The 23228-nt window shown below is 61.4% G+C and carries 17 protein-coding genes; 14 read left to right on the forward strand and 3 right to left on the reverse strand.

The window, feature by feature from the left end; all coding sequences use genetic code 11:
- Positions 1-326: 326 nt before the first annotated feature.
- On the forward strand, positions 327-3803 hold the full coding sequence (locus tag AB8A27_RS12500; protein ID WP_441242181.1) for a bifunctional diguanylate cyclase/phosphodiesterase: 3477 nt from the start codon (positions 327-329) through the stop codon (positions 3801-3803).
- A gap of 221 nt (positions 3804-4024) precedes the next feature.
- On the opposite strand, the gene AB8A27_RS12505 is transcribed toward AB8A27_RS12500, so the two are convergent.
- Positions 4025-4432 (reverse strand): hypothetical protein, encoded by a 408-nt coding sequence (locus tag AB8A27_RS12505; protein ID WP_286144246.1) that lies wholly within the window; start codon positions 4430-4432, stop codon positions 4025-4027.
- 200 nt (positions 4433-4632) lie between these two features.
- Entirely contained in the window at positions 4633-5154 is a 522-nt protein-coding gene (locus tag AB8A27_RS12510) for a GDSL-type esterase/lipase family protein (protein ID WP_441242182.1), read from the reverse strand.
- A 256-nt stretch (positions 5155-5410) separates the two neighbouring features.
- Between AB8A27_RS12510 and radA the strand changes: the two genes are divergently transcribed.
- The 13 genes from radA (at position 5411) to AB8A27_RS12575 (ending at position 22118) form a co-directional block, all read left to right on the forward strand.
- On the forward strand, positions 5411-6883 hold the full coding sequence (gene radA / locus AB8A27_RS12515; protein WP_441242183.1) for a DNA repair protein RadA: 1473 nt from the start codon (positions 5411-5413) through the stop codon (positions 6881-6883).
- Between the two features lie 238 nt (positions 6884-7121).
- Positions 7122-7754 (forward strand): CvpA family protein, encoded by a 633-nt coding sequence (locus tag AB8A27_RS12520; protein WP_115029067.1) that lies wholly within the window; start codon positions 7122-7124, stop codon positions 7752-7754.
- A 35-nt stretch (positions 7755-7789) separates the two neighbouring features.
- Positions 7790-9283, forward strand: a complete 1494-nt coding sequence (purF, locus tag AB8A27_RS12525) for an amidophosphoribosyltransferase (RefSeq protein ID WP_441242184.1) — start codon at positions 7790-7792, stop codon at positions 9281-9283.
- 133 nt (positions 9284-9416) lie between these two features.
- Entirely contained in the window at positions 9417-10157 is a 741-nt protein-coding gene (locus AB8A27_RS12530; protein WP_441242185.1) for an SDR family NAD(P)-dependent oxidoreductase, read from the forward strand.
- Between the two features lie 207 nt (positions 10158-10364).
- Positions 10365-11495, forward strand: coding sequence for a hypothetical protein (locus tag AB8A27_RS12535; RefSeq protein WP_441242186.1), 1131 nt, complete (start codon positions 10365-10367; stop codon positions 11493-11495).
- Between the two features lie 165 nt (positions 11496-11660).
- A complete protein-coding gene (locus tag AB8A27_RS12540; RefSeq protein ID WP_441242187.1) occupies positions 11661-12473 on the forward strand; it encodes a class I SAM-dependent methyltransferase in 813 nt (270 codons plus the stop codon).
- Between the two features lie 311 nt (positions 12474-12784).
- A complete protein-coding gene (locus AB8A27_RS12545; RefSeq protein ID WP_441242188.1) occupies positions 12785-13315 on the forward strand; it encodes an RNA polymerase sigma factor in 531 nt (176 codons plus the stop codon).
- Between the two features lie 109 nt (positions 13316-13424).
- Entirely contained in the window at positions 13425-14369 is a 945-nt protein-coding gene (locus AB8A27_RS12550) for a FecR family protein (RefSeq protein WP_441242189.1), read from the forward strand.
- Between the two features lie 203 nt (positions 14370-14572).
- Positions 14573-17167: a TonB-dependent hemoglobin/transferrin/lactoferrin family receptor gene (locus AB8A27_RS12555; RefSeq protein ID WP_441242190.1), complete on the forward strand. Its 2595-nt coding sequence runs from the start codon at positions 14573-14575 to the stop codon at positions 17165-17167.
- Between the two features lie 73 nt (positions 17168-17240).
- Entirely contained in the window at positions 17241-18056 is an 816-nt protein-coding gene (locus AB8A27_RS12560) for a hypothetical protein (protein WP_441242191.1), read from the forward strand.
- Between the two features lie 147 nt (positions 18057-18203).
- A complete protein-coding gene (locus AB8A27_RS12565) occupies positions 18204-18959 on the forward strand; it encodes a hypothetical protein (RefSeq protein ID WP_441242192.1) in 756 nt (251 codons plus the stop codon).
- 14 nt (positions 18960-18973) lie between these two features.
- Positions 18974-20818, forward strand: a complete 1845-nt coding sequence (locus AB8A27_RS12570; protein ID WP_441244897.1) for a type I secretion system permease/ATPase — start codon at positions 18974-18976, stop codon at positions 20816-20818.
- A complete protein-coding gene (locus AB8A27_RS12575) occupies positions 20808-22118 on the forward strand; it encodes an HlyD family type I secretion periplasmic adaptor subunit (protein WP_441242193.1) in 1311 nt (436 codons plus the stop codon). The genes AB8A27_RS12570 and AB8A27_RS12575 overlap by 11 nt, the downstream gene beginning before the upstream one ends.
- A 16-nt stretch (positions 22119-22134) precedes the next feature.
- Here AB8A27_RS12575 and AB8A27_RS12580 read toward each other — a convergent pair whose 3' ends face one another.
- A complete protein-coding gene (locus AB8A27_RS12580) occupies positions 22135-23175 on the reverse strand; it encodes an AraC family transcriptional regulator (protein ID WP_441242194.1) in 1041 nt (346 codons plus the stop codon).
- Positions 23176-23228 lie beyond the last annotated feature (53 nt).

Here is a 23228-nt window from a genome sequence, read left to right on the forward strand (position 1 = left end):
AATTGCAGGCTCAAACAGGACATCGTCTCGGATCCCGAAAAGCGTCAACAGGAGATTTTCAAACAACAGGCCGCTGGAAACGGCGCTGTTTAAAGTTGTATCTATTACTTACAAGTACGTGCGACTAACGTTCATAGATGGCGATCAACCAGCAACAGGTATTAGTATCTCGCGACGCCGCATTTCCGGCGTACGCAGTGCAATATAATCCTTTGCCTCGCCGCATACAGTAATGCCAATATTTCCAACCTATTATTAAGGTTCGTAATCCACGCTGAAATCCGGAATTTCAGTTGTTTCATTTGTAACGACTACATGGACGCTTCATGCGCGCGTTCTATGGAAGGCTGGCCCGGCTGCCAGGATTTTCATTGGTTGTGCTGGGCGTCTTCTTTGCGACGTCGATCATCGTTGTGTTTCTGGTGGATCTGCAGGCGCGCCATCATGCAGCACTCTCTGAGGCAAAAAAAACGGCACTGAATATCGCCGGGATTCTCGCCGAACACACGGCGCTGACCTTTGAGGGGATCGATCGAACACTGCTCGAAGCCGAGAGAATTCGCGAAGATCATCTTTCGGGAAAGTACGCAACGCCCGAAGCTGCAAATACCGCCTTGCGTCTTCTCAAGAAAGCCTCATCGATCGTCGTTGCCGTCGGCTGGACGGATGCCGCCGGTAACCTTCTGGCGCATTCCTACGATCGCACGCCGCCGCGAAGCAATATCTCCGACATGTTGCACTTCACCGCTCAACGCGATCAGGCCGATGGCCGGCTGTTTATTTCGCCACCCTATCCCTCGGCTGTCACCGACAAATGGTTGTCGGCTGCGTCGCGCCGGTTAAGCAATGCCGACGGCAGCTTCGCAGGAGTTGTAACTGCCCCGCTCGACCCGACCCATTTCACGCAGGTCTATCGCGCGATCGATGTCGGCAAGGGCGGATCCGTGCTGTTGCTGCATCGCGCGGGCACGGGGCGGGTTCTTGCGCGAGAGCCCGCGATAAAAGGAGCCATCGGAAAATCTTTCGCGGATAGCCCGCTCATCTCCGAATATCTGCCAAAATCGGAATCGGGCTCGTACGAGACGATAGGCGTTATCGACGGCATCGCGCGCCTCGTGGGATACAAGGCTGTGCCCGGACTGCCACTGGTCTTGACCATCACATACGCCCGCAGCGAGGTGCTGGGACCGTGGCGCCAGCACCTTTACATGGTGGGCCCGCTCGTCGCGATGATCGTTGCCGTCATCTTGCTCGGCACGTTTCGGATCTTACGCCAGACAAATAGTCTTGCTGTGAAAACAAGGATTCTGGAACGAACGAACATGCAGTTCGATGCTGCCTTGAGCAACATGTCGCTGGGGCTCTGCCTGTTTGACGCGAACAAGAATCTCGTGGTTTCGAACGGGCGCTTCCGCGAGATGTACGGCTTCCCGGAAGAACTCGTTAGGCCCGGAACACCCTTGTCTCGCATGCTGCAGGCCCTCAAAGATCGCGGAAAGCACGATTTGTCCGTCGACGGGGATATTCAGGAAATTCCGACGAAGCAAAAGCAGATTTTTATGTCTGCCGACGGTCGCGTGATTTTAATTCAACGCAGGCCGATTGCGGATGGCGGATGGGTCGCAACCCATGAAGACATCACCGAGCAGAAGCGCGCACAGCGATTATTGACTGATAAAGCGGCTGAACTCGAGCGGATCAATATGCGTTTCGACGCCGCGATGAACAACATGTCGCAGGGTCTTTCGCTATTTGACGGGGAGCAGAGGATCATTCTTTCAAATGCGCGCTATGCGGAAATCTATCACCTCAGCGAAGAACAGGTGAAGCCGGGAACAACGCTGCGGCAAATTATTGAATACCGCCGGGCGAAGAGGACAAATTGCGAAATGGCTGCGGACGTTCTTGTCGACGTCAAGCTGAAACTGGAGAAAGAGGTCCAGGAGCTTGTCGACGGGCGTCTCATTTCGATGACGCGCCATCTGATGCCGAACGAGGGGTGGCTGGCGACTCATGAAGATGTCACTGCGCAAAAACACAGGGAGCAATTGCTGGCCACGAAAGCTGTGGAGTTGGAGCAGACGAACGAACGCTTCGACATTGCGCTAAGCAACATGTCGCAGGGTCTCTGCATGTTCGACGGAGCGAAACGGCTCGTTGTCTGGAATGATCGTTATGCGGAATTATACCAGTTGCCTGCGGCTTTATTGAAAGTCGGGACGCCTCATGAGGCTATCATCGCCGATCGCGTCTCTCGTGGCATTCTCAAGGGCGGGACGAGCGAACCAGCCATCAGGAAAAAGATAGCTGAATTGGGCCAGCATTCGACCGATTCAAGCTCGGCCAGGGTCGATGAACTTGCGGATGGGCGATTGATACTCGTCACCCGACAGCCGATGAAGGACGGCGGCTGGGTTGCAACGCACGAAGATATCACTGAACGGCGGCGCGCAGAGGCCGAGATCGTCCACCTGGCGCGTCACGATGCGCTTACGGGACTTGCCAACCGAACACTGTTTACCGAGAAACTTGAGGAGGCGAGCAAGCGTCTTGGCCGCCATGACGGTGGCTTTGCCGTGGTCATGCTCGACCTCGATAGATTCAAGACCGTCAATGACACGCTGGGACATCCCGCTGGGGATCGTTTGCTTGTTGAGTTCGCTCAACGGCTGAAATCATCGACTCGCGAAACCGATGTACTGGCCCGCCTTGGGGGTGACGAGTTTGCGATCATCCAGGACAGTGGCCCCAATTCGCAGGAGGGTGCAATCGTGCTTGCCCTCAGGATCATCGATGCCATTGCTCAGCCATTTGATCTCAACGGCCACCAGGCCAGTGTCGGGATCAGCATTGGAATTGCCCTCGCTCCGGAACAGGGCGTCGATCCCGAGGACCTGTTGAGAAAAGCGGATCTCGCGCTCTACGACGCCAAGACGGGCGGGCGAAATGATTTCCGCCTGTTCCAGTCCGAAATGATCGAGGCTGCTCACTCGCAGAAGATATTGGCAAACGAACTGCGGGACGCGATCGCGCGAAATGAATTCGAGGTGCACTATCAGCCGGTGGTTGACGCCAAGACGCGGCAGATCCGCGGCGCCGAGGCGCTGGTCCGCTGGCGGCATCCGTCGAAAGGGCTCATCGCTCCCGATCAATTTATTCCGCTCGCGGAAGCGACGGGGCTGATCCTTCCCCTTGGCGAGTGGATCCTGCACCAGGCTTGCACGGATGCAGCGTCGTGGCCGGCTCACCTCAAGATCACGGTCAACATCTCTGCGGTTCAAGTGAGCAAAGGAAAACTGCTCGACATCATGCTGGATACTCTGATGGAGACGGGTCTTTCGCCTGAACGGCTGGAGTTGGAAGTTACGGAGACAGCTCTTCTTGAGAACGCGACGGCGCATCTCGGGACGATACGGCAGCTGAAGAATCTCGGAATCTCCATGGCGCTCGATGATTTCGGCACTGGTTATTCAACGGCGAGTTATTTGACCAATTTCCCGTTCGACAGAATCAAGATCGACAAGTCCTTCGCACAAGGCGCTCCCAATCGTCGCGATTGCGCAGCGGTGGTGTCCTCAGTGCTTGCGCTGGCCCGCGGACTTGACATCGCAACGACGGCCGAGGGTGTCGAGACCGAAGAGCAATTTGAATATCTGCAAGCTGCAGGCGTAGACCTCGTCCAGGGCTTTCTGTTCGGTCGGCCCGTTCCGCTCTCCGAATTGGACCTCCATGCGGCAGCTTCATTTGGAAATGGTGCTGCTGACGGCGAGCTGTGCACAGGGGTCATCACCGCAGGGAGATGACCGCCGCGTTTCAAACGGCGATCAGGTGGGCCGCGCCGCTGCTGCAACGAAACGCGACATCGGCCACGGCTCTGGAAGCGCCATTCGGATTTAACTACGCGCTTATGGGTCCACGGCCTGGTTCGTCGGGACGCAGCGTCAGTACCGGCGCGTCCCCCAAATACAAATCGGCCGCCCTGAGGCGGCCGATCGTAGTCCTGAAAATCTGAGCTGTCCGCGGCTTAGTAGCCGTATCCGTAGCTTGAGCCGAAGCTGAAGCCGCGATTGCAGGTCGAGCAGCCCTGCTGCACCGGTGCGTAATAGACCTGTGCCGGCGCGACCTGAACGGTACGCTGCTGGGTCGCATATTGCGCCGGGATGCGCTCATAGTCGACGCGCGCAGGCGCGACCATCACGGTCTTCGGCACCATCACCGTCTCATACTGCGCCGGGGTGCGACGTGCCACGGTGCGGCCGGGAGCCACCATCACCGTCTCTTCGACAGTGCGATACTGCGGCGGCACCACCTGCTGCTGATAGCAGGTCTGGCACGGCGGCGGCGCGTAGCAATTATAGCAGCCGGCTGAGGCGGCGCTGGGCAGCGCCACCCCGACGATGGCGAACGTGGCAGCGGCAATCAATTTCTTCATGGTGGGACCCCGTGGCGAACTTGTTTGAAATGGGTTCGTATCGCTCTGATGTGCGACACTTAGCCAAGCACCACCACCGGTCAATTCAGACCTGTTATTTACCTTGACGAACGTGCTTAAGAATTAATGAGGCGGCCCCATCAACAAGAAGAGACGACATGATGTTGGCCGGCGCCGCTGCATGATCAGTCGAACATGCGCTAGCGGCCAACAGCGCCGGCTACTTGCGACACCAGGGTTTCGGCGAGCATCCGATATCCCTCGGGTGTGAGATGCACGCCATCCGGCTGATGCGGCAGGCCATGCAGCGCATTGTTCTCCAACATGATCACCCGCACACCCTTGGCGCTCAGACGCCTCTGGATCTCCGCAATATTGCCGGCACGATCGGCACCGCTGCCCTTGCGGCTATCGTTTCCACCCGGCTGGAGGATGACGGCGCTGGTACCTTTCGGCACCGCACCGTCGAGGCGACTGAGCATTCCTCCTGTCGTATCGCCATTGATACCCGCATTGAGCACGCGGACCGACAAACCCTTGGCACGCAGCATCGCCTCAAGCTGCGCCGGATAGGCCTGATTGCGCGCGACGCCCTTGCCATAAGTGTTGCTGGCACCGAGCGCGACGACTGTCGCCGCATGAGCGATCGCGCCGAGCGGCGCGATGACGGCGATCAGTGCAAAACATGCGATCACGGCCTGTCGCCATAGGCGTCGGTTCATGGACGTCCTCCCACGAACTACAAGAAACATGAACACGCTATTACGGTTGCAACCTCCCCGCAATTGGCCCTTGAGGCTGCACAGTTGCCGATCACAGGCGTCTTCTTCGCCGAGCGCTTTGAAGAGGTTTGATCAAGGTCGATGATTGCGGTCCAACGGGAACAAGCTTGACCGTATGCTGACGAGATAAGCGCTTCGCCCACGCTGTTTCATGCTATCCACGATCCCCACCCCCTAACCCCGATTCCCTCTCCCCATGGCCAAGAACCTCCTCTCCTTCGTCTGCCAGAATTGCGGTGCCGCCTATAACAAGTGGCAGGGCAAGTGCGACGCCTGCGGCGAGTGGAATACGCTGGCCGAGGAGGACACCACCGGCGTCACCACGATTCCGGTCAGCGCCCGCTCCAAGCGCAAGGGGCGCACCTTCACGCTCGAAAGCCTGACCGGGAAGACGCAGGACGCGCCGCGCATCCCTTCGGGCATGGGCGAACTCGACCGCGTCACCGGCGGCGGCTTCGTGCGTGGCTCGATCATCCTGATCGGCGGTGATCCCGGCATCGGCAAGTCGACACTGCTGACCCAGGCCACCTCGATGATGGCCCGCGCCGGGCATCGCGTGGTCTATATCTCCGGCGAAGAAGCCGTGGCCCAGGTGCGCCTGCGCGCCGCCCGCCTTGGCTTGGCGGATGCCGCCGTGCAACTGGCGTCGGAGACCTCGGTGGAGGATATCGTCGCCACGCTCTCCGAGGGCGCGGTGCCGCGGCTGATCGTGATCGACTCGATCCAGACCATGTGGACCGACACGGTGGAATCCGCCCCGGGCACCGTGACCCAGGTCCGCGCCTCGGCACAGGCGCTTATTCGCTTCGCCAAGAAATCCGGCGCCACCATCATCCTGGTCGGCCATGTCACCAAGGACGGCCAGATCGCTGGTCCCCGTGTGGTCGAGCATATGGTCGATGCGGTGATGTCGTTCGAGGGCGAAGGCTCGCAGCAGTTCCGCATCCTGCGCGCGGTGAAGAACCGCTTCGGCCCGACCGACGAGATCGGCGTGTTCGAGATGACGGGCCTGGGTCTGCGCGAGGTCTCCAACCCCTCGGAGCTATTCCTGTCGGACCGTGATCTGGGCTCGCCGGGGACCGCCGTCTTTGCCGGCATGGAGGGCACCCGCCCAGTGCTGGTGGAACTGCAGGCTCTGGTTGCGCCAACCACGCTCGGCACCCCCCGCCGTGCGGTGGTGGGCTGGGATTCCTCCCGGCTGTCGATGGTGCTGGCGGTGCTGGAGGCCCATTGCGGGGTGAAGCTGTCCGGCTACGACGTCTATTTCAATGTCGCTGGCGGTTTGCGCATCAACGAGCCGGCTGCCGACATGGCCGCCGCCGCGGCGCTGGTCTCGTCGCTCTGCAACGCGCCGCTGCCGCCGGATGCGGTCTATTTCGGCGAAATCTCGCTGTCCGGCGCGGTTCGTCCGGTGGCGCAGACCTCGGCGCGGCTCAAGGAAGCGGCAAAACTCGGTTTCGGCCGTGCGGTGCTGCCGGAATCGGCGCGCGGCGACCCCGGCGGCGATGCCGGACTGTCGCTGAATACCATCGGCGGCCTCACCTCGCTGGTCGCCGATATCGCCGCGCGCGGCGTGAAACCGGCGCGCGATCCCAGCCGCGACAACAGCAAAAGCACAGGCGCGGAGAAAAACACCGCGCCAGCCCGATTCACACGCGGGGAACGCTGACACCGGCGTGACCTGCGTGGCCGCCGCCGCTATAGAATGCGCGCGCGACAGACTGCGCAGATGTGCAACACGCTCCGTTAAGGCACTCTGCCGAAAGCGGAACAATGGTGTGATCAGGTGCGATCTTCCGGCCGTTATTGGTTTTCCGGCCTTGCGAGACGTGCCATATCACCGTCACCTGAAGCGGCAGCCTGTGCCGATTCGCGGTTTCTGATTCACGAGCGGACCTGACCAGCCGATGCCGATCACGATTCTCGACCTTGTCCTGCTCGGCGTCATGCTGATCTCCGGCCTTCTGGCCATGGTCCGCGGCTTCATGCGCGAGATCCTGTCGATCGCAGCCTGGGGCGCGGCGGCGCTGGTCACCCTGTTTGCTTTCCAGAAGCTGCTACCGACCGCTAAAACTTATTTCAACAACGATACAGTCGCGAGCATCGTGGTGGTGGCCGGCGTGTTTATTGGCACGCTGATCGTGGTTTCGATCATCACTGTCCGTATCTCCGACATGATCCTGGATTCGCGCATCGGCGCGCTGGACCGCACGCTGGGTTTCCTGTTTGGCCTCGCCCGCGGCCTCCTGATCGTGGTCGTCGCCTTCCTGTTCTTCAGCTGGCTGGTGCCGGACAAGCAGCGTCCGGACTGGGTCACGGGTGCAAAATCGCGCGTTGTTCTGCAAGGAACCGGCGATTGGCTGATGGCGCTCTTGCCGGATGACCCTGAAAACACCATCTTGAAGAGGTTCAAGAAAAACAAACCCGATGAGGATACGACTGACGCCGAGCCTGCAGCGCCCGGCGCCAGCGATGGCTATTCCAAACCTGCCCGCGACAGCCTGAAAAAGCTGATCGATGGCAAACCGGCGGGACGCTAGGCGTTCTTAGTTTCTCGCGACACCTGAAAGGCGCGATGGATCCGATGCAGAGCCCTTCCGACGACGCGAGCACCACTATGCGTAATGACGATCTAGACGGCGACATGCTCCGCGAAAAATGCGGCGTGTTCGGTATCTACGGACACCCCGATGCGGCGGCGATTACCGCGCTCGGCCTCCATGCCCTCCAACATCGCGGACAGGAAGCCGCCGGCATCGTCGCATTCGACGGTAAACGCTTCCACTCCGAACGCCGCCTCGGTCTCGTCGGCGACACCTTCTCCCGCCGTGAAGTGATCGAACGCCTGCCCGGCACCGCCGCCGTCGGCCACACCCGCTACTCCACCACGGGCGAAACCATTCTCCGCAACGTCCAGCCGCTATTCGCCGAACTCAATGCCGGCGGCTTTGCGGTCGCCCATAACGGCAACCTCACCAACGGCCTCACCCTGCGCCGCGAGCTCGTGAAGAACGGTTCGATGATGCAGTCGACCACCGACACCGAGGTCATCCTGCACCTCGTCGCGCATTCCAAGCGCAACCGTTTCATCGACCGTTACATCGAAGCACTGCGCGCCATCGAAGGCGCCTATGCGCTGGTGTCGCTGACCAACAAGAAGCTGGTCGGCGCCCGCGATCCGCTCGGCATCCGTCCGCTGGTGCTGGGTGAACTCGACGGCGCCCCGATCCTCGCCTCGGAGACCTGCGCCCTCGACATCATCGGCGCGAAATACATCCGCGACATCGAGCCCGGCGAAGTCATCGTGTTCGACGAGAACGGCGCCCAAAGCCACAAGCCGTTCGCGCCGCAATCGCCCCGCCCCTGCATCTTCGAATATATCTACTTCGCGCGACCTGACTCGATCGCCGCCGGCCGCTCGGTCTACGACACCCGCAAGCGCATGGGCGAAGAGCTCGCACGTGAGACCCATGTGGAAGCCGACGTGGTCGTGCCGGTGCCGGATTCCGGCGTGCCCGCAGCATTGGGCTATTCCCGTCAGTCGGGCGTGCCGTTCGAACTCGGCATCATCCGCAATCACTATGTCGGCCGCACCTTCATCCAGCCGACCCAGAGCGTGCGCGAGCTCGGTGTGCGCATGAAACATTCGGCCAACCGCGCCGCCATCGAAGGCAAGCGGATCATCCTGATCGATGACAGTCTGGTGCGCGGCACCACGTCGAAGAAGATCGTCAAGATGATGCGCGACGCCGGCGCCAAGGAAGTCCACTTCCGCATCGCCTCGCCGCCGATCACCCATCCCGACTATTACGGCATCGACACGCCGGACCGCGCCGGCCTCCTCGCCGCCACGCATACGCTGGAAGAAATGCGCGACCTGATCGGCGCGGACTCGCTGGCCTTCGTCTCGGTCGACGGCATCTACCGCGCCATGGGCGAGCCCGGCCGCGATCCCGCCCATCCCAAGTTCGCCGACCACTGCTTCACCGGCGACTATCCGACCCCGCTCACCGACATGAGCGAGATCGACGCCCCGCGGCAGCTCTCGCTGCTGGCGGAAGCGAGCTGAGCGTTTAGTCCTCCTCAATTGCGATTGAGACACCGTCATGGCCGGGCTTGTCCCGGCCATCCACGTCTATAAAACCACGCACTAAAGACGTGGATGCCCGGAACAGGTCCGGGCATGACGGAGTGAAGCTGCCATGACCAAACCCCTCGCCTCCCGCATCGCCCTCGTCACCGGCGCCTCGCGCGGCATCGGCTATGCCACAGCGCTCGCGCTGGCCAAGGCCGGCGCGCACATCGTCGCGGTGGCGCGCACGCAAGGCGGCCTCGAAGAACTCGACGACGCGATCCGCACCGAGGGCGGCAGTGCCACGCTGGTGCCGCTGAACATCACCGACCTCGACGGCCTGTCGCGCCTCGGCGCCGCGCTGCATGAGCGCCACGGCAAGCTCGATATTCTGGTCGGCAATGCCGGCGTCGCAGGCCCCTCGTCGCCGCTCGGCCATATCGAGCTGAAGGCCTGGAACGACACTATGGCGACCAACCTCACGGCGAACTTCCAGCTCATTCGCTGCATGGAGCCGCTGCTGCAGCAGTCCGATGCCGCCCGCGCGGTGTTCCTCACATCCGGCACCGCCAGCAAGGCCTCCGCCTATCGCGGCCCCTATGCCGTCTCCAAGGCTGCGCTGGAAACGCTGGTGCGCGTCTGGGCCAACGAGACCGCCACGACGCCGCTGCGTGTGAACCTGTTCAATCCCGGCCCGATCCGCACCCACATGCGCGCCATCGTGATGCCCGGCGAAGATCCCGAGACGCTCGACACCCCTGCACAGGCTGCGAAAGCCATCTTGCCACTGTGCCTGCCGTCCTGGACGGAGACCGGGAAATTCGTCGACTACAAGACCGGCAAGGTGATGGGCTTCCACCCGCCAGCGTGACGATTTCGTAGAACGACCCACGCTCTGTCATGGCCGGGCAAAGCGCGAAGCATAGCTTCGCTAGATGTCCCGGCCATCCACGTCTTACGTTGCGGCCAAGGCGTGGATGCATGACGACCGAAGGTGCACAGGATTGACTCTTCCCAATCTCAAGCCTTCACTCCCTCCCAAGCGGGACAACCCGCACCGACAATCAGGGAGGTCATCATGGCGTCGCCAACTCGCGCGCGGTCACTGCGTGCACTTGCTATAGCCGCACTCACACTCACTGCGCTCTCCCTCACACCTCCCCCGTCCCGCGCCGCCGACATCCCCCGCTTCGAAGGCGATGCGTCCTGGCCGAAGCCGCTGCCGAACAACTGGATCCTCGGCCAGGTCGGCGGCATCACCACCGACAAGGACGGCCATATCTGGGTGATCCATCGCCCGCGCTCGCTGACCGACGACGAGAAAGGCGCCGCTCTCAATCCGCCGCGCTCGAAATGCTGCGTATCCGCGCCGCCCGTATTGGAGTTCGATGCCGCCGGCAATCTGTTGCGCTCATGGGGCGGGCCAGGCGAAGGCTATGAATGGGTCGGCCGCGAGCATGGCATCGAGGTCAGCGACGATGGCTTCGTCTGGGTCGGCGGCAATCTCGACAATGACAATGCAATCCTGAAATTCACCACCGACGGCAAGTTCGTGATGCAGATCGGCAAGATCGCGCCGAGCAAGGGCAGCAACGACACCACGCAGCTCGGCAAGCCCGCTGAAACTGCCATCGACAAGGATGCCAACGAAATCTACGTCGCCGACGGCTATGGCAACCGCCGCGTCATCGTGTTTGACGCCACCACCGGCGCCTACAAGCGCCACTGGGGCGCCTATGGCAACAAGCCGAATGACGACAAGCAGGCCGCTTACGATCCAAACGCGCCGGTGGCGCAGCAGTTCGCCAACCCCGTCCATTGCGTAAAGCTCGCCAATGACGGCCTTGTCTATGTCTGCGACCGCATCAACAACCGCGTGCAGGTGTTCAAGAAGGACGGCTCGTTCGTGAAAGAATGGTTCTACGAAAAGGCCACGCTCGGCAACGGTGCGGTGTGGGATCTCGCGGTGTGGCCCGATCCGAAGCAGACATGGCTACTGACGGCGGATGGCGAGAACAACGAGATCCGCGTCATCAATCGCGACGACGGCAAGGTCGTCGGCACCTTCGGCCGCAACGGCCGCCAGGCCGGCCAGTTCCACTGGATTCACGCCATGGCGGTGGACGCCAAGGGCAATGTCTACACGGCCGAGGTCGACACCGGAAAGCGCATCCAGAAATTCAAACTGGTATCGGATGCGCTGAAGTAGCCGTCGCGATCGCCGTTGATCATGGCCGGATCGACGCGCGTGGTTCCCCGACGATGCGCCGCATGCTCATGCATGCGGACAATCACGCTGTCCGTCATCGAGACGGACGGCGCCAACAATATATGCTAGTCTCGTGCGCCATCAAACGGACGACGGGTGATAGCAATGCTGGAAACGGACAAGTTGTTCGCTGGCTCGATTCCGGAAAACTACGACCGCTATATGGTGCCGTTGATTTTCGAGCCATACGCTGCAGATCTCGCACAACGCGCAGCGTCTTTCTCGCCGAGCACCGTTCTGGAAATCGCCGCGGGCACCGGAGTTGTCACCCGTGCGTTGGCACCCAAATTATCCCCCGGCGCAAGCTATATTGTCACCGATCTCAACCAGCCGATGCTCGACTACGCCGCGTCGCGACAAGCTCCGGATAATCGCATCACATGGCGACAAGCGGACGCCCTGGCACTCCCGTTTGAAAATGCGACCTTCGATCTCGCATGTTGCCAGTTCGGCGCGATGTTCTTTCCCGACCGCCCATCTGCCTACCGCGAAGCAAAGCGAGTTCTGAAACCCGGAGGGCATCTTTTGTTCAATGTATGGGATCGCATCGAGGACAATGTATTTGCTGACGATGTGACGAATGCTCTTGCAGATCTTTTTCCGGACGATCCGCCGCGATTTCTGGCGCGCACGCCGCACGGTTATCACGATACGGCACTGATCCGTCGCGAGCTGGAAGGCGCAGGTTTTTCCCATGTGACGATCGAGACGAGAGCCGAACAAAGCCATGCATCCTCGCCGCACCTTCCGGCCGTTGCGTATTGTCAGGGAACTGTCCTTCGCAACGAAATCGAGGCCAGAGACGCAGGAAAACTGGAAGCTGCGACCGACTACGCCGCACTTGAAATTGCCCGCAGACATGGCAACGGCGAGATTGCTGCCAAGATTCAGGCGCACGTGATCGTAGCTGCGGTCTGAGTGTCGGAATATCCCGCTCGGGCACTTCGCGTAGCCAGACTTCCGTGAGTTTCGAACCGTTCTATGTCATGCGCTCATCAATAACTTGAGATGGACGGTGGTACCGTCTATCTCTGCCGGACAATCAGGAATGTCCTGACCGCAGGAACCGGTGATGAGCGAGATTTCCGATAGCGACATTGGCGCCGTCGGTGACATGGTCGACGATCTCGTCATACAGACAACATATCGTCTGTATCGATCAACTATCGTCCCGTTCTCAATGATCACCGCAACGCATCGAATCCCGCCTTGTTCGAACGCGTGACATCATGACCCTCTGGAAGAGCACGATCGCGAGGCTCTTTACGTCACATCGCGCTCACCTCGAAACGCTTGTGCGTCGCCGGGTCCGCGATCGTGAAGTAGCTTCGGAGATCGTCCAGGACGTCTTCGCCCGGGTAATTGCCGCCGGCACAAATGGCTCGGATGAAGACAACAAGCGCGTTCTCTATGCTGCAGCCCGGAACGCCGCAATCGATCATAACCTGACGACATCGCGGCGACATCATATGCTCGCCGATGTACTGCCTGAACAGCTCAGTCCCGGACAACCATCGGAAGACGCAGCACTACAGGCGCGCGAAGCCGTTGCCGCACTGGATCGCGCTCTCGCGCAGCTCCCCGCCCGAACCCGCGAGATTTTCATTCGCCGACGTGTCAATGGCGAGTCCAATGCCGAGATCGGACAGCGGTTCGGCATTTCCGTGAGTGCCGTCGAAAAACATCTGCTACGCGCCATGCAACACTGCCGCGCCGCCGTGGACGATCATCTCAATCTCGCCAGCAAAGATTTCCGCTAAAATGGATGTGGGTTCTTTCTCGCCGCTCGTTGTAAAGGTAGTAGCTGGAACGCTTCTAACGGCAGGGGCATTTCCGCGTCGCCTTTACGATCGATCGAAGGAATTGCTGATGAAACCTGGCGACCGGCCGACGAAAGCACAGTGCGCCGCCGCTGATCTCTGGCTCATCCGACGCGACGGGACCACGACTGAGGCCGACGAAGCGTCCTTTCGGCAATGGCTCGACGAGGATCATCGTCATCGACTTGCCTATCGCGAAGCAGCGACGATCTGGCAGCAGCTTGAGGAGCCTGCCACCCGACTGGTGGCATCCGGCCATCGTCGCAGCAACATCGCAGCCCGGCGCCAGATGCGATGGTGGCCGGCATTGCCCGCAGCGATCGCCGCGGCCTGCGTCGTCTGGTTCGTCAATCCGTCGATGGTAGAGAACTGGCAGGCGGATATTGTCACGGCGCGTGGTCAGGTGGTCGTCCGCGACCTGCCGGACGGCTCCCGCCTGAACATTGGCGCTGACACTGCCCTGGACCTGGACTTCAAGGATGGTCGACGCCGGGTCGTTCTGCGCCGTGGCCAGGCCTTCTTCGATGTCAAACCCGACCAGACGGCCTTCACGGTCGACAGCGGCGCAGGTGAAATCCGCGTGCTTGGTACCGCTTTCAATATCGACCGGACGGCTGATGGTGTCGAGGTGACAGTTCAGCGCGGACTGGTGTCGGTCGCCGGCCAGGACCGCGACACGAGTGTCAAACTATCGGCCAACCAGCATGTGCGCGTGTCCGGCGGAAAACTTGGTACCGTCGAAACCGGAGACATTGATGCCAGACTGGCCTGGATATCCGGCCGCCTGGTCTTCGACCGCGTTCCGCTATATCGAGTCGTCGAAGCGCTGCAGCGCCAAACATCGAGCCGCATCGTCATCCGCGGTCGCTTCAGCGATTTGCTCGTCTCCGGCACATTCCCGACCACGAATGTCGATGAAAGCCTCACAGCCATTGCCGGCATGGTCGAGGGCAACATCGCCCAGGTCACACCCTGGGTGACCGTCATCTACTGAACTCTGTTTACCGGAATTCTAAACGGCAACACGCACGACCCTGATGTGGGTTTGATTTCGTGACTCGTTGAACTGGATGAAGAGCAGAAGCTCTTCGCGGCGCTGGGGCGGCGCACAGCAAACAACGAGAGCGGAGTTCGTGCGTAATGCGGTTCGGGGGTAGACGGGGCGTCGCTCGCCATGTGGCGGGCGGGCTGATCGGCATGTTGCCGTTGATCACGACAATACCGGCCTTTGGCCAAAACAGTGTCGACGCGACAGCGACCGCCTCTACGACCTACCCGCTCAACATTCCCGCCAAGCCTCTTGCAGCCGCAATCGCCGATCTCGGTGCCAGCAGTGGCTGGCGCATCCTCTACACGATCCAGCTCGCGCCAGACATGCGTAGCCGGCCGTTGAACGGCAATTACACGGTGGCCCAGGCTCTCGCACGGCTCCTGGCGGGCACGGGAATTACATATCGCATCACCGGTCCGAAAGCCGCGTTGCTGATCGATCCGTCGCAGAGCCGTGCAGGTCCCGTTCCCTCCTCCGCTGACGGCGTCCAGCTCGACACGATCGTCGTCGACGCCACCAGGAACGATAATACGACGGGCTCCGGCTATCAGGGAACGCCGGACTGGGTCTATCAGCGCCCAGCCGCGGTCAGCGTGATTTCCCGCGAGGCGATCGAGAGCAGCCCGACGCGCAACGCGCGCGATCTCCTGGACAATGTGGCCGGCATCTATGCCAATCGCTCGGCGGCGCAGAATCCTGGCATCAGCGTCAATGTCCGCGGCCTGCAGGATCAGGACCGCATCGCCACCATGATCGATGGTGCGCGGCAGAACTTTCAGCGCAGCGGCCACGGTGCGACCCAACGGACCTACGTCGACACTGCCTTCCTGCGCCAGATCGACGTGGAGAAAAGCACGACGTCGGGCGTTGGAAGCGCTGGCGCGCTCGGCGGCCTGGTCAATTTTCGCACCTTCATCGCCGACGACCTGATCAAGCCCGGCAACCAGTATGGCGGCGTGGTGAATGCCACCACGGGCACCAACGCGTATAATTTCGACGGCTCGACGGCGGCAGCCGTCCGCGTATCGGAGCGCTTCTCGGTGCTCGGTGGCGTCAGCTACAAGAACATCGGCGCCTACGATATCGGCAAGAACGGCACCATCGGCGGCGGCACGACGGCCTATGATGGCAATGTCTTCCTGTTCTCCGGCCAGGAGGTGTTCTCGACGATCCTCAAGGCCGAGGCGCTGACGACCGAGGACGTGAAGATCACGATCGGCTGGCTGCATAACGATTCCCGGTACAATACCGGAAACTATGACAACACGATCGCTCGCGGCGGCATCCTGAAGTCCAGTGAGCAGGTCGCCAACGATACGTTCACATCAGCGCTCGACTGGAATCCGGGCAATGACATCGTCGATCTGAAGGCCAAGCTCTACTACAACCACCTCAAGAACGACACGGTCTCCGACGGCGCCGTTGCGCTGACCGGACCATCGAACTTCGTATTCTCGACGCTGGGCGGCAGCGTCGAGAATACCAGCCGTTTCGACACCGGCATCGGCGCGCTGGCGCTCAATTACGGGCTGGAGGCCTTCACCGACGACGGCAAGACGACGCTGCAGCGCGGATTCCTCGGCCCCAACGGTGTCGATTATTCCAGCCTGCTGACTGGCGGCACGCCGAGCGGAAACCGCGATGTGGTCAGCGGCTTCGGCAGCGCAACTCTCAAGCCAGCGGAATGGGTCACGCTGACCGGCGGCATCCGCTACGACTGGCATCATCTCTATGGCAAGACCACGGTCATTGGTGACCCGCAGTACGACCAGATCGGCGTGAGAATCATCAAGGCCGCAGTGGCGCCATTCTGCAATCGGCGCGGCTGCTCCCTCGGGTCGGCTGCTGTAACGGAGCCGATCTACGGTCCGGCTTATTACACCCCCTATGATGTCGATATCGACAAGTCCGGCGGCGCGTGGCTGCCAAGCTTCACGGTCGCCTTCCAGCCGGTCGAGTGGCTGCAACCCTTTGCCAAATATTCCAAGAGCTATCGGCCACCGACCGTGATGGAATCGTTCCTGAACGGCGGCCACGATACAAATGAAATCAATGGCTACGCGCCGAACCCGTTCCTGCGTCCGGAGCGCGGCGACACCTACGAAGCCGGCTTCAATGTTTTGGCCAACGGCATCCTGACCGAGCGCGACGCCATCCGCTTCAAGGCCGTCGGCTTCTATCGGGAGATCACCGATTACATCAGCTTTGGCTACATCCTGAACCCGGCGGTGAACACCAGGCAATATGATTCATTCGTAAATCTCGATGGCATCACGCGCATGAAGGGCGTCGAGATCGAGGCCAATTACGACGCGCGATTCTTCTATATCGGCGGCACGGTGACGCGCATCGACACCGACTTCGCCGACAGCTTCACGACCCCGTCAGGCAGGAACATGCCTATCAATGCCGGCCGTGGCGCCGCCGTCATCTTCGAGCAGCCGAAGCTGCGCGTGACGCTCGATGCCGGCATCCGGCTGCTCGACGAGAAACTGACGCTGGGCACACGCATCGTCGACGTGTCGAAGACCGTCCCTGCCCTCGGCTCGCTGCGCAGCGGCTACGAGATGTCGGGCTACCGCGTCTACGACATCTACGGATCCTACAGCTTCGACGAAACGACCAAGCTACGCTTCGCCGTGAACAATGTCACCGATCTCGCTTATGCGCCGGCGGTCGGCGCCAATTTCTACGCCGCGCCGGGCCGTACAGCGACGGTGTCGCTGAACTACAAGTTCTAGAAATTCCCCGCCCATTGGCGTGGATGGAGGCCCACCACAAGGCGGGCAAAACAAGCAGAGAAGGGTTTCGAGAATGGCACTCAATCTTCAGCTTACGGCAGCAAGCAGCGACCTCGCCACATATCTGGCGTCGTATGACGCCAACTTCACCTACAACGGAAACGGCTGGTTCTCCACCTCGTTCACTGGCCAGGATCAATGGTCGGCCGGTGTCGATACCGAAGGCACCGACAACAATCTGCCTTCCGTCATCATGAACATCCATGACTACAGCTACACGCCAGGCACCTTCAACGGCGACGTGGAATCGCTCACGCTCGGCCATAATCTTGAATATGTGCCAGCCACGGATCTGTGGGTGCAGGATCAGGAACTGATCATCACCAATAGCAGCGGCTACATGCCCGTCACCACCACCTTCAATCAGGCGATCTATTCGCTGTCGCATGGCGGGCTGGTCGATGGCGGGACGTTCTTCGGTCAGTCGTTCGCGGGTCTGACCGACTACTTCGCCGAACAGGGGACGAACCAGACCGGCACGACGGGCGACGACGTTCTCCTCAGCTTCGCGGGCAACGACGTGCTGAGCGGAAATGGAGCCGTACTGGTCGATACGTTCCTCTGGAGCGCTGACTATTACGACACCGCCGCGGGCACCGCTGCCCAGGGCTGGGGCAACGACGTCATCACCGACTTCTTCGACGACGCCGACCAGATTCAGTTCGCAGGTTTCGGCTGGGCAAATGCCGCGGCATTCCAGAGTGCGGGCGGCAGCCTGTCCGGCAATGTCATCACCTATGCCGATGCAACCAACGGACTGACCAGCACCATCACCGTGAATTTCGACGGCGGCGGCACGCTGGACTGGAGCGATATCGCCTTCGTCTAACAGGCTTCGCTGCGGATTCCTGGCCACGCGACCAGCTGACGCGACACTGATGTCGCGTCAGCCCCTTGCATCAGGATCGCCAGCAAGCTGATCACGACGCGCCGCCGGATCACGACGTCCCGACAACCCAAATCCTGAGGAACGACAATGGCACTGACCATCACCTACAGTGAAGCAAGCAGCAACCTGCCCGCCTATCTGGACAACTGGATCGACAATTTCGAATATCGCGGCACCGGCAATTTCAACGCCGTGAAGAACACCACCGACCAATGGTATGCCGGCACACGCATCGTCGGCGGCGTCGACAATGACAAATCGTCGGTCATCGTGAGCGGCGATGACTTCTCCTATACGCCGGGCGTCATCGACGGGACGGTGACGACGATGACCCTCGGCAGCAATCTGGCCTATGTCGCCTCGACCGATCTGTGGGTGCAGGACCCGGGGCTCTCGATCGGTTTCAGCGGCGCAACGCTGACGCCGGCCTTCGATACCGCGATCACAGATCTGTCGCAGAATGGCAGTCTGAACGGCCTCTACGGTTACTTTGCCGAACAGGGCACCATCCAGACCGGTACGGCGGGCAACGATGTCATGCTGAGCTTCGGCGGGGCTGACAGCTTCACCGGCGGTCTCGGCAACGACACCTTCACTTTCGCCAACGGCTGGAACGACGATGTCGTCGTCGACTTCAATACGGTGGACGGCGATTCTGACGTCATCGACTTGCAGGCGGTGACCAACATCACCGGCTATGTCGACTTGTTCTTCAACCACAGCAACTGGTGGGACAACACCAATATTCTGACCATCACCGACGGCGACAACACGATCCAGCTCAACGGCTATGTCGGCACCGACATGCTGGAACTGATGCTGGACGGCCACTTCACCGTCTGAGCAGAGCTGTCGTGGTGAAAGCTCCGCAGCGCATTCCGTCGCAGCCATTGGCTGCGGCGGTTATCTCGCCACTCAAATCCGCCATCACGGGAATAGCCGTGATCAGTGGCATCGTGAACGTGCTTGCGCTGACCGCGCCGCTGTTCATGCTGCAGGTCTATGACCGCGTCCTGGCCAGTCGCAGTGTCTCGACGCTGATCGGCCTCGGCGTGCTCGCGGCCACGCTCTACGCCTTTCAGTCCCTTTTTGACATCATTCGATCGCGCATCCTGCTGCGCATCGGCGAGCGTTTCGATCACCAGCTCTCCGGCCGCGTGCATGATGCCGTTGTCAGCCTGCCGCTTGAGATGCCGTTGCCCGGCGATGGCCTGCAGCCATTGCGCGATCTCGACAATGTGCGCGGCTTCCTGTCCGGGCCCGGTCCCACCGCCTTCTTCGACCTGCCGTGGATGCCGTTCTACCTCGCCATCTGTTTCGTGTTTCATTTCTGGATCGGCATCACGGCGCTCGTGGGTGCCGTTATCCTCGTTTCCCTCACCCTTCTCACCAATGCCCGCTCCAGGGGACCTGCCCGCGAGACCGTACAACACGGCATGTTTCGCAACGCGCTGATGGAGGCCAACCGTCGCAATGCCGAAGTGGTGCGCGCGATGGGCCTCGGCGGTCGGATGGCGGCGCGCTGGCATCGCACCAACTCGGATTATCTGGCAGCCAATCGCCGGGCTGGCGATGTAACGGGAGGGCTCGGCGGCATATCCCGCGCGCTGCGTGCGCTGCTGCAGTCGACCATGCTCGGCGTCGGCGCCTATCTCGTGATCAGGCAGGAAGCCAGCGCCGGCGTGATGGTGGCGAGTTCGATCATGATGGGCCGCGCGCTCGCGCCCGTGGAACTGGCCATCTCGACATGGAAGCCGTTCCTGATGGCGCGGCAGAGCTGGGCACGGCTCGATGAATTGCTGGCGCACATGCCGGAAGCCGCCAAGACGATGGCACTGCCACGCGCCCATATCGATCTGCGCGTCGAGGCGATGACCATCGCTCCGCCAGGAGAGAAGCGACCGACGGTCGCGGGGCTGAGCTTTATCGTCTCCGCCGGAAGCGCTCTTGGCATCATCGGCCATAGTGGCAGCGGCAAGTCCACGCTGGCACGCGCACTGGTCGGCGCCTGGCGACCGGCCAGCGGCAAGGTGCGCATCGACGGCGCCAGCTTCGACCAGTGGGACCGCCAGATGCTCGGTCGCGATATCGGCTATCTGCCGCAGGGCGTTGAACTGTTCGATGGCACCATTGCCGAGAATATCTCCCGCTTCGAAGACGACCCGGACTCCGAGGTCATTGTCGCCGCGGCCAAAGCTGCTGGGGTGCATGATCTCATCCTGCGCCTGGAAAACGGCTACCAGACGCGGATCGGCGAAGCCGGCTCCGCCCTCTCTGCCGGCCAGCGCCAGCGCATCGGACTGGCACGCGCGCTTTATGGCGATCCGTTCCTGGTTGTTCTCGACGAGCCCAACGCCAATCTCGACGTCGAGGGCGAAGCGGCTGTCATCCGTGCCATCGCCGCCATACGCGAGCGCAAGGGCATTGCCATTGTCATCGCGCATCGTCCGAGCGCAATCGGAGCCGTTGATCTCGTCCTTGTGATGGAGAGCGGCCGTGCCAAGGCATTCGGCCCGCGCGTGGAGGTTCTCGGCAAAGCGCTGAAAGCTCCCGCTCCTGCGGCACACGGCAACGGTACGGCGACCGGCCATGCGGCCACCGCGCGGTCTCTCGCGCCGCTGCGGGTGATCGCCAATCCCGCCGACAAGTCGGGAATGAGCACCCATCCTCATGACGATACGGAAGATCGCGATGCCCGATAGCAATGTCTCGGCGGTCTCCCACTCGATCCTGCGCCACCTCGGCATCGCCACGCTGGCAGGTGTCGTGCTGGTTGGCGGCATCGGCGGATGGGCTGCGGCGACCAATCTGGCCGGCGCGGTCGTCGCCTCCGGCCACTTCGTCGTGGATAGCAACGTCAAGAAGGTCCAGCACCCGACCGGCGGCGTGGTCGGCGAAATTCTGGTCCGCGAAGGGCAACGCGTCACCGCAGGCGACATTGTGATGCGCCTCGACGCGACGCAGACGCGCGCCAATCTCGCCATCGTCACCAAGCGGCTCGATGAATTCGCGGTGCGACGGGCGCGGCTCCGCGCCGAGCGCGACGAGGCCAGCGTCATCGCCTTCCCCGACGAAATCAGATCGCGTGCCGCCGATCCGGAGATCGCACAGCTGATGGCAGGCGAGGACAGGCTGTTCGAACTGCGTCGCGAGGCCCGGCTCGGCCAGAAGGCACAGCTTCGCGAACGCGCCCTTCAATATGGCAAGGAAGTCCGCGGCCTGGTGGCTCAGGAGGAAGCGAAGATTCGCGGCATCGGCCTGATCCAACGCGAACTGACAGGTGTCCGCGAACTCTGGGAAAAAGGCCTCGTGCCCATTCAGCGCATGATGGCACTGGAACGCGAAGCGGCAAACCTCGACGGCGAACGTGGCCGGCTCGTCGAGGCGCAGGCGCAATCGGGTGGCAAGATCTCCGAAACACAGCTGCAGATGATTCAGGTGGACCAGGATCTCCGCAGCGAAGTCGCCAGCAGCCTGCGCGACATCGAGGGCCAGACGGCGGAATATGTCGAACGGAAGGTGACCGCAGAAGATCAGCTCAAGCGGATCGACATTGTCGCGCCACAAAGCGGACTGGTCCACGAACTCGCGGTACATACCGTTGGTGGTGTGATTTCGCCGGCCGATACGGTCATGCTGATCGTGCCCGACAGCGACAGGCTGGCACTCGAAGTACAGATCAACCCGCAGGACATCGACCAGATGCGACTTGGCCAGCCTGCTGTGCTGCGCATGTCGGCCTTCAACCAGCGCACCACTCCCGAACTAAACGGCAGCGTCAGCCGCATTGCCGCCGACCTGACGCTGGATCAGAAGTCCGGGCTTTCCCATTACATCGTGCGGATCACCATCCCGCAGCAGCAACTGGCCCGTCTCGGCAAACTCGCTCTGGTTCCCGGGATGCCTGCGGAAGCTTTCATTCAAACCGGCGAACGCACCGTCCTGTCTTTTCTGGTCAAGCCCATCGGCGACCAGATTGCGCGATCATTTCGCGAGGAGTAGCCGGTTCAAACCGAGTTCAGCCCCTGCGCATGGGCCTCGGATACGGCTTCGCCGACTTCGCGCCGTCGCGCCAGCGCCCCGGTGCGACGCCGGTGACGCGTTTGAACGCGCGATTGAAGGCCGCCTCGGAGTCGTAGCCGACATCGCTGGCGATGACAGCAAGACTGTCGGCACCCGTTCGCATGCGCTCCGCTGCCAGTTGCATCCGCCAACTGGTCACATATTCAATCGGCGCCTGTCCCAATACATCGTTGAAGCGCTCGGCCAGCACCGTGCGCGACGTGCCACATTCGCGGGCCAGATCGTCAACCGTCCAGCGATGACCGGGATTTCCGTGGACATGCCACATCGCGCGTCCAAGCACGGGATCGTTCAGCGCCGCGAACCAGCCATGCGCGCTGGGTGGCAATCGCGCGGCGTAGCGACGCAGCACCTCGACGAATAGCAGCTCCATCAGCCGACCGAGCATGATTTCGCTGCCGGGCGTCGCGTCTTCCGTCAGTGACAGGATTTCGCGCACGGTTGTGGCCAGAACCGCGCTCACCTTGTCGTCGCCGGCGCGATCGATCAGCATCGGCGGCAGAGTTCGAAATACCGGAGAATGCAGCAGCTCCGACGATTCGATGAAGCCGCAGACCATGCGGGTCTCCCGACCTCCGCCGCCATGCTCGATCGTCCACATGCCGGACAGTGGACCGGCACGCACCAACTCCATCGCGGAACACATCTCCGCGCCTTCGCCACTGTAGAACCTGTGGGTGTCGGCAAACGGCATCAGCAGAATGTCGCCCGCGGCAATAGTGCCGCGCTCGCCGCTGGCGAGTTCGACGGTGCATCCGCCCGCCGCAATCAGATGAAAAATACTGACATGGCGCAAATGCGCCATCGGCGTGCGCTCGTCGAAGTGTTTCGGACTGATGAGGCCGAAGGGCTCGGTCAGGCTGGCGTTCAGAAATACCGATCCGCTGAGCCGTATCGACCGCAGCATATCCGCAAGCAAATCCCCACCGCGATCAATATCCGGCGTCGCTGCAAATGATGGCGGTGTCTCGATCATGCGAGGTCCTGAACCTCCGACCGTCGTCAGCAGCCCCAACCATGCGCGGCATG

The sequence above is a fragment of the Tardiphaga sp. 768_D3_N2_1 genome (genome assembly GCF_052076105.1).
In the GTDB taxonomy this organism is placed as follows: Bacteria; Pseudomonadota; Alphaproteobacteria; order Rhizobiales; family Xanthobacteraceae; genus Tardiphaga.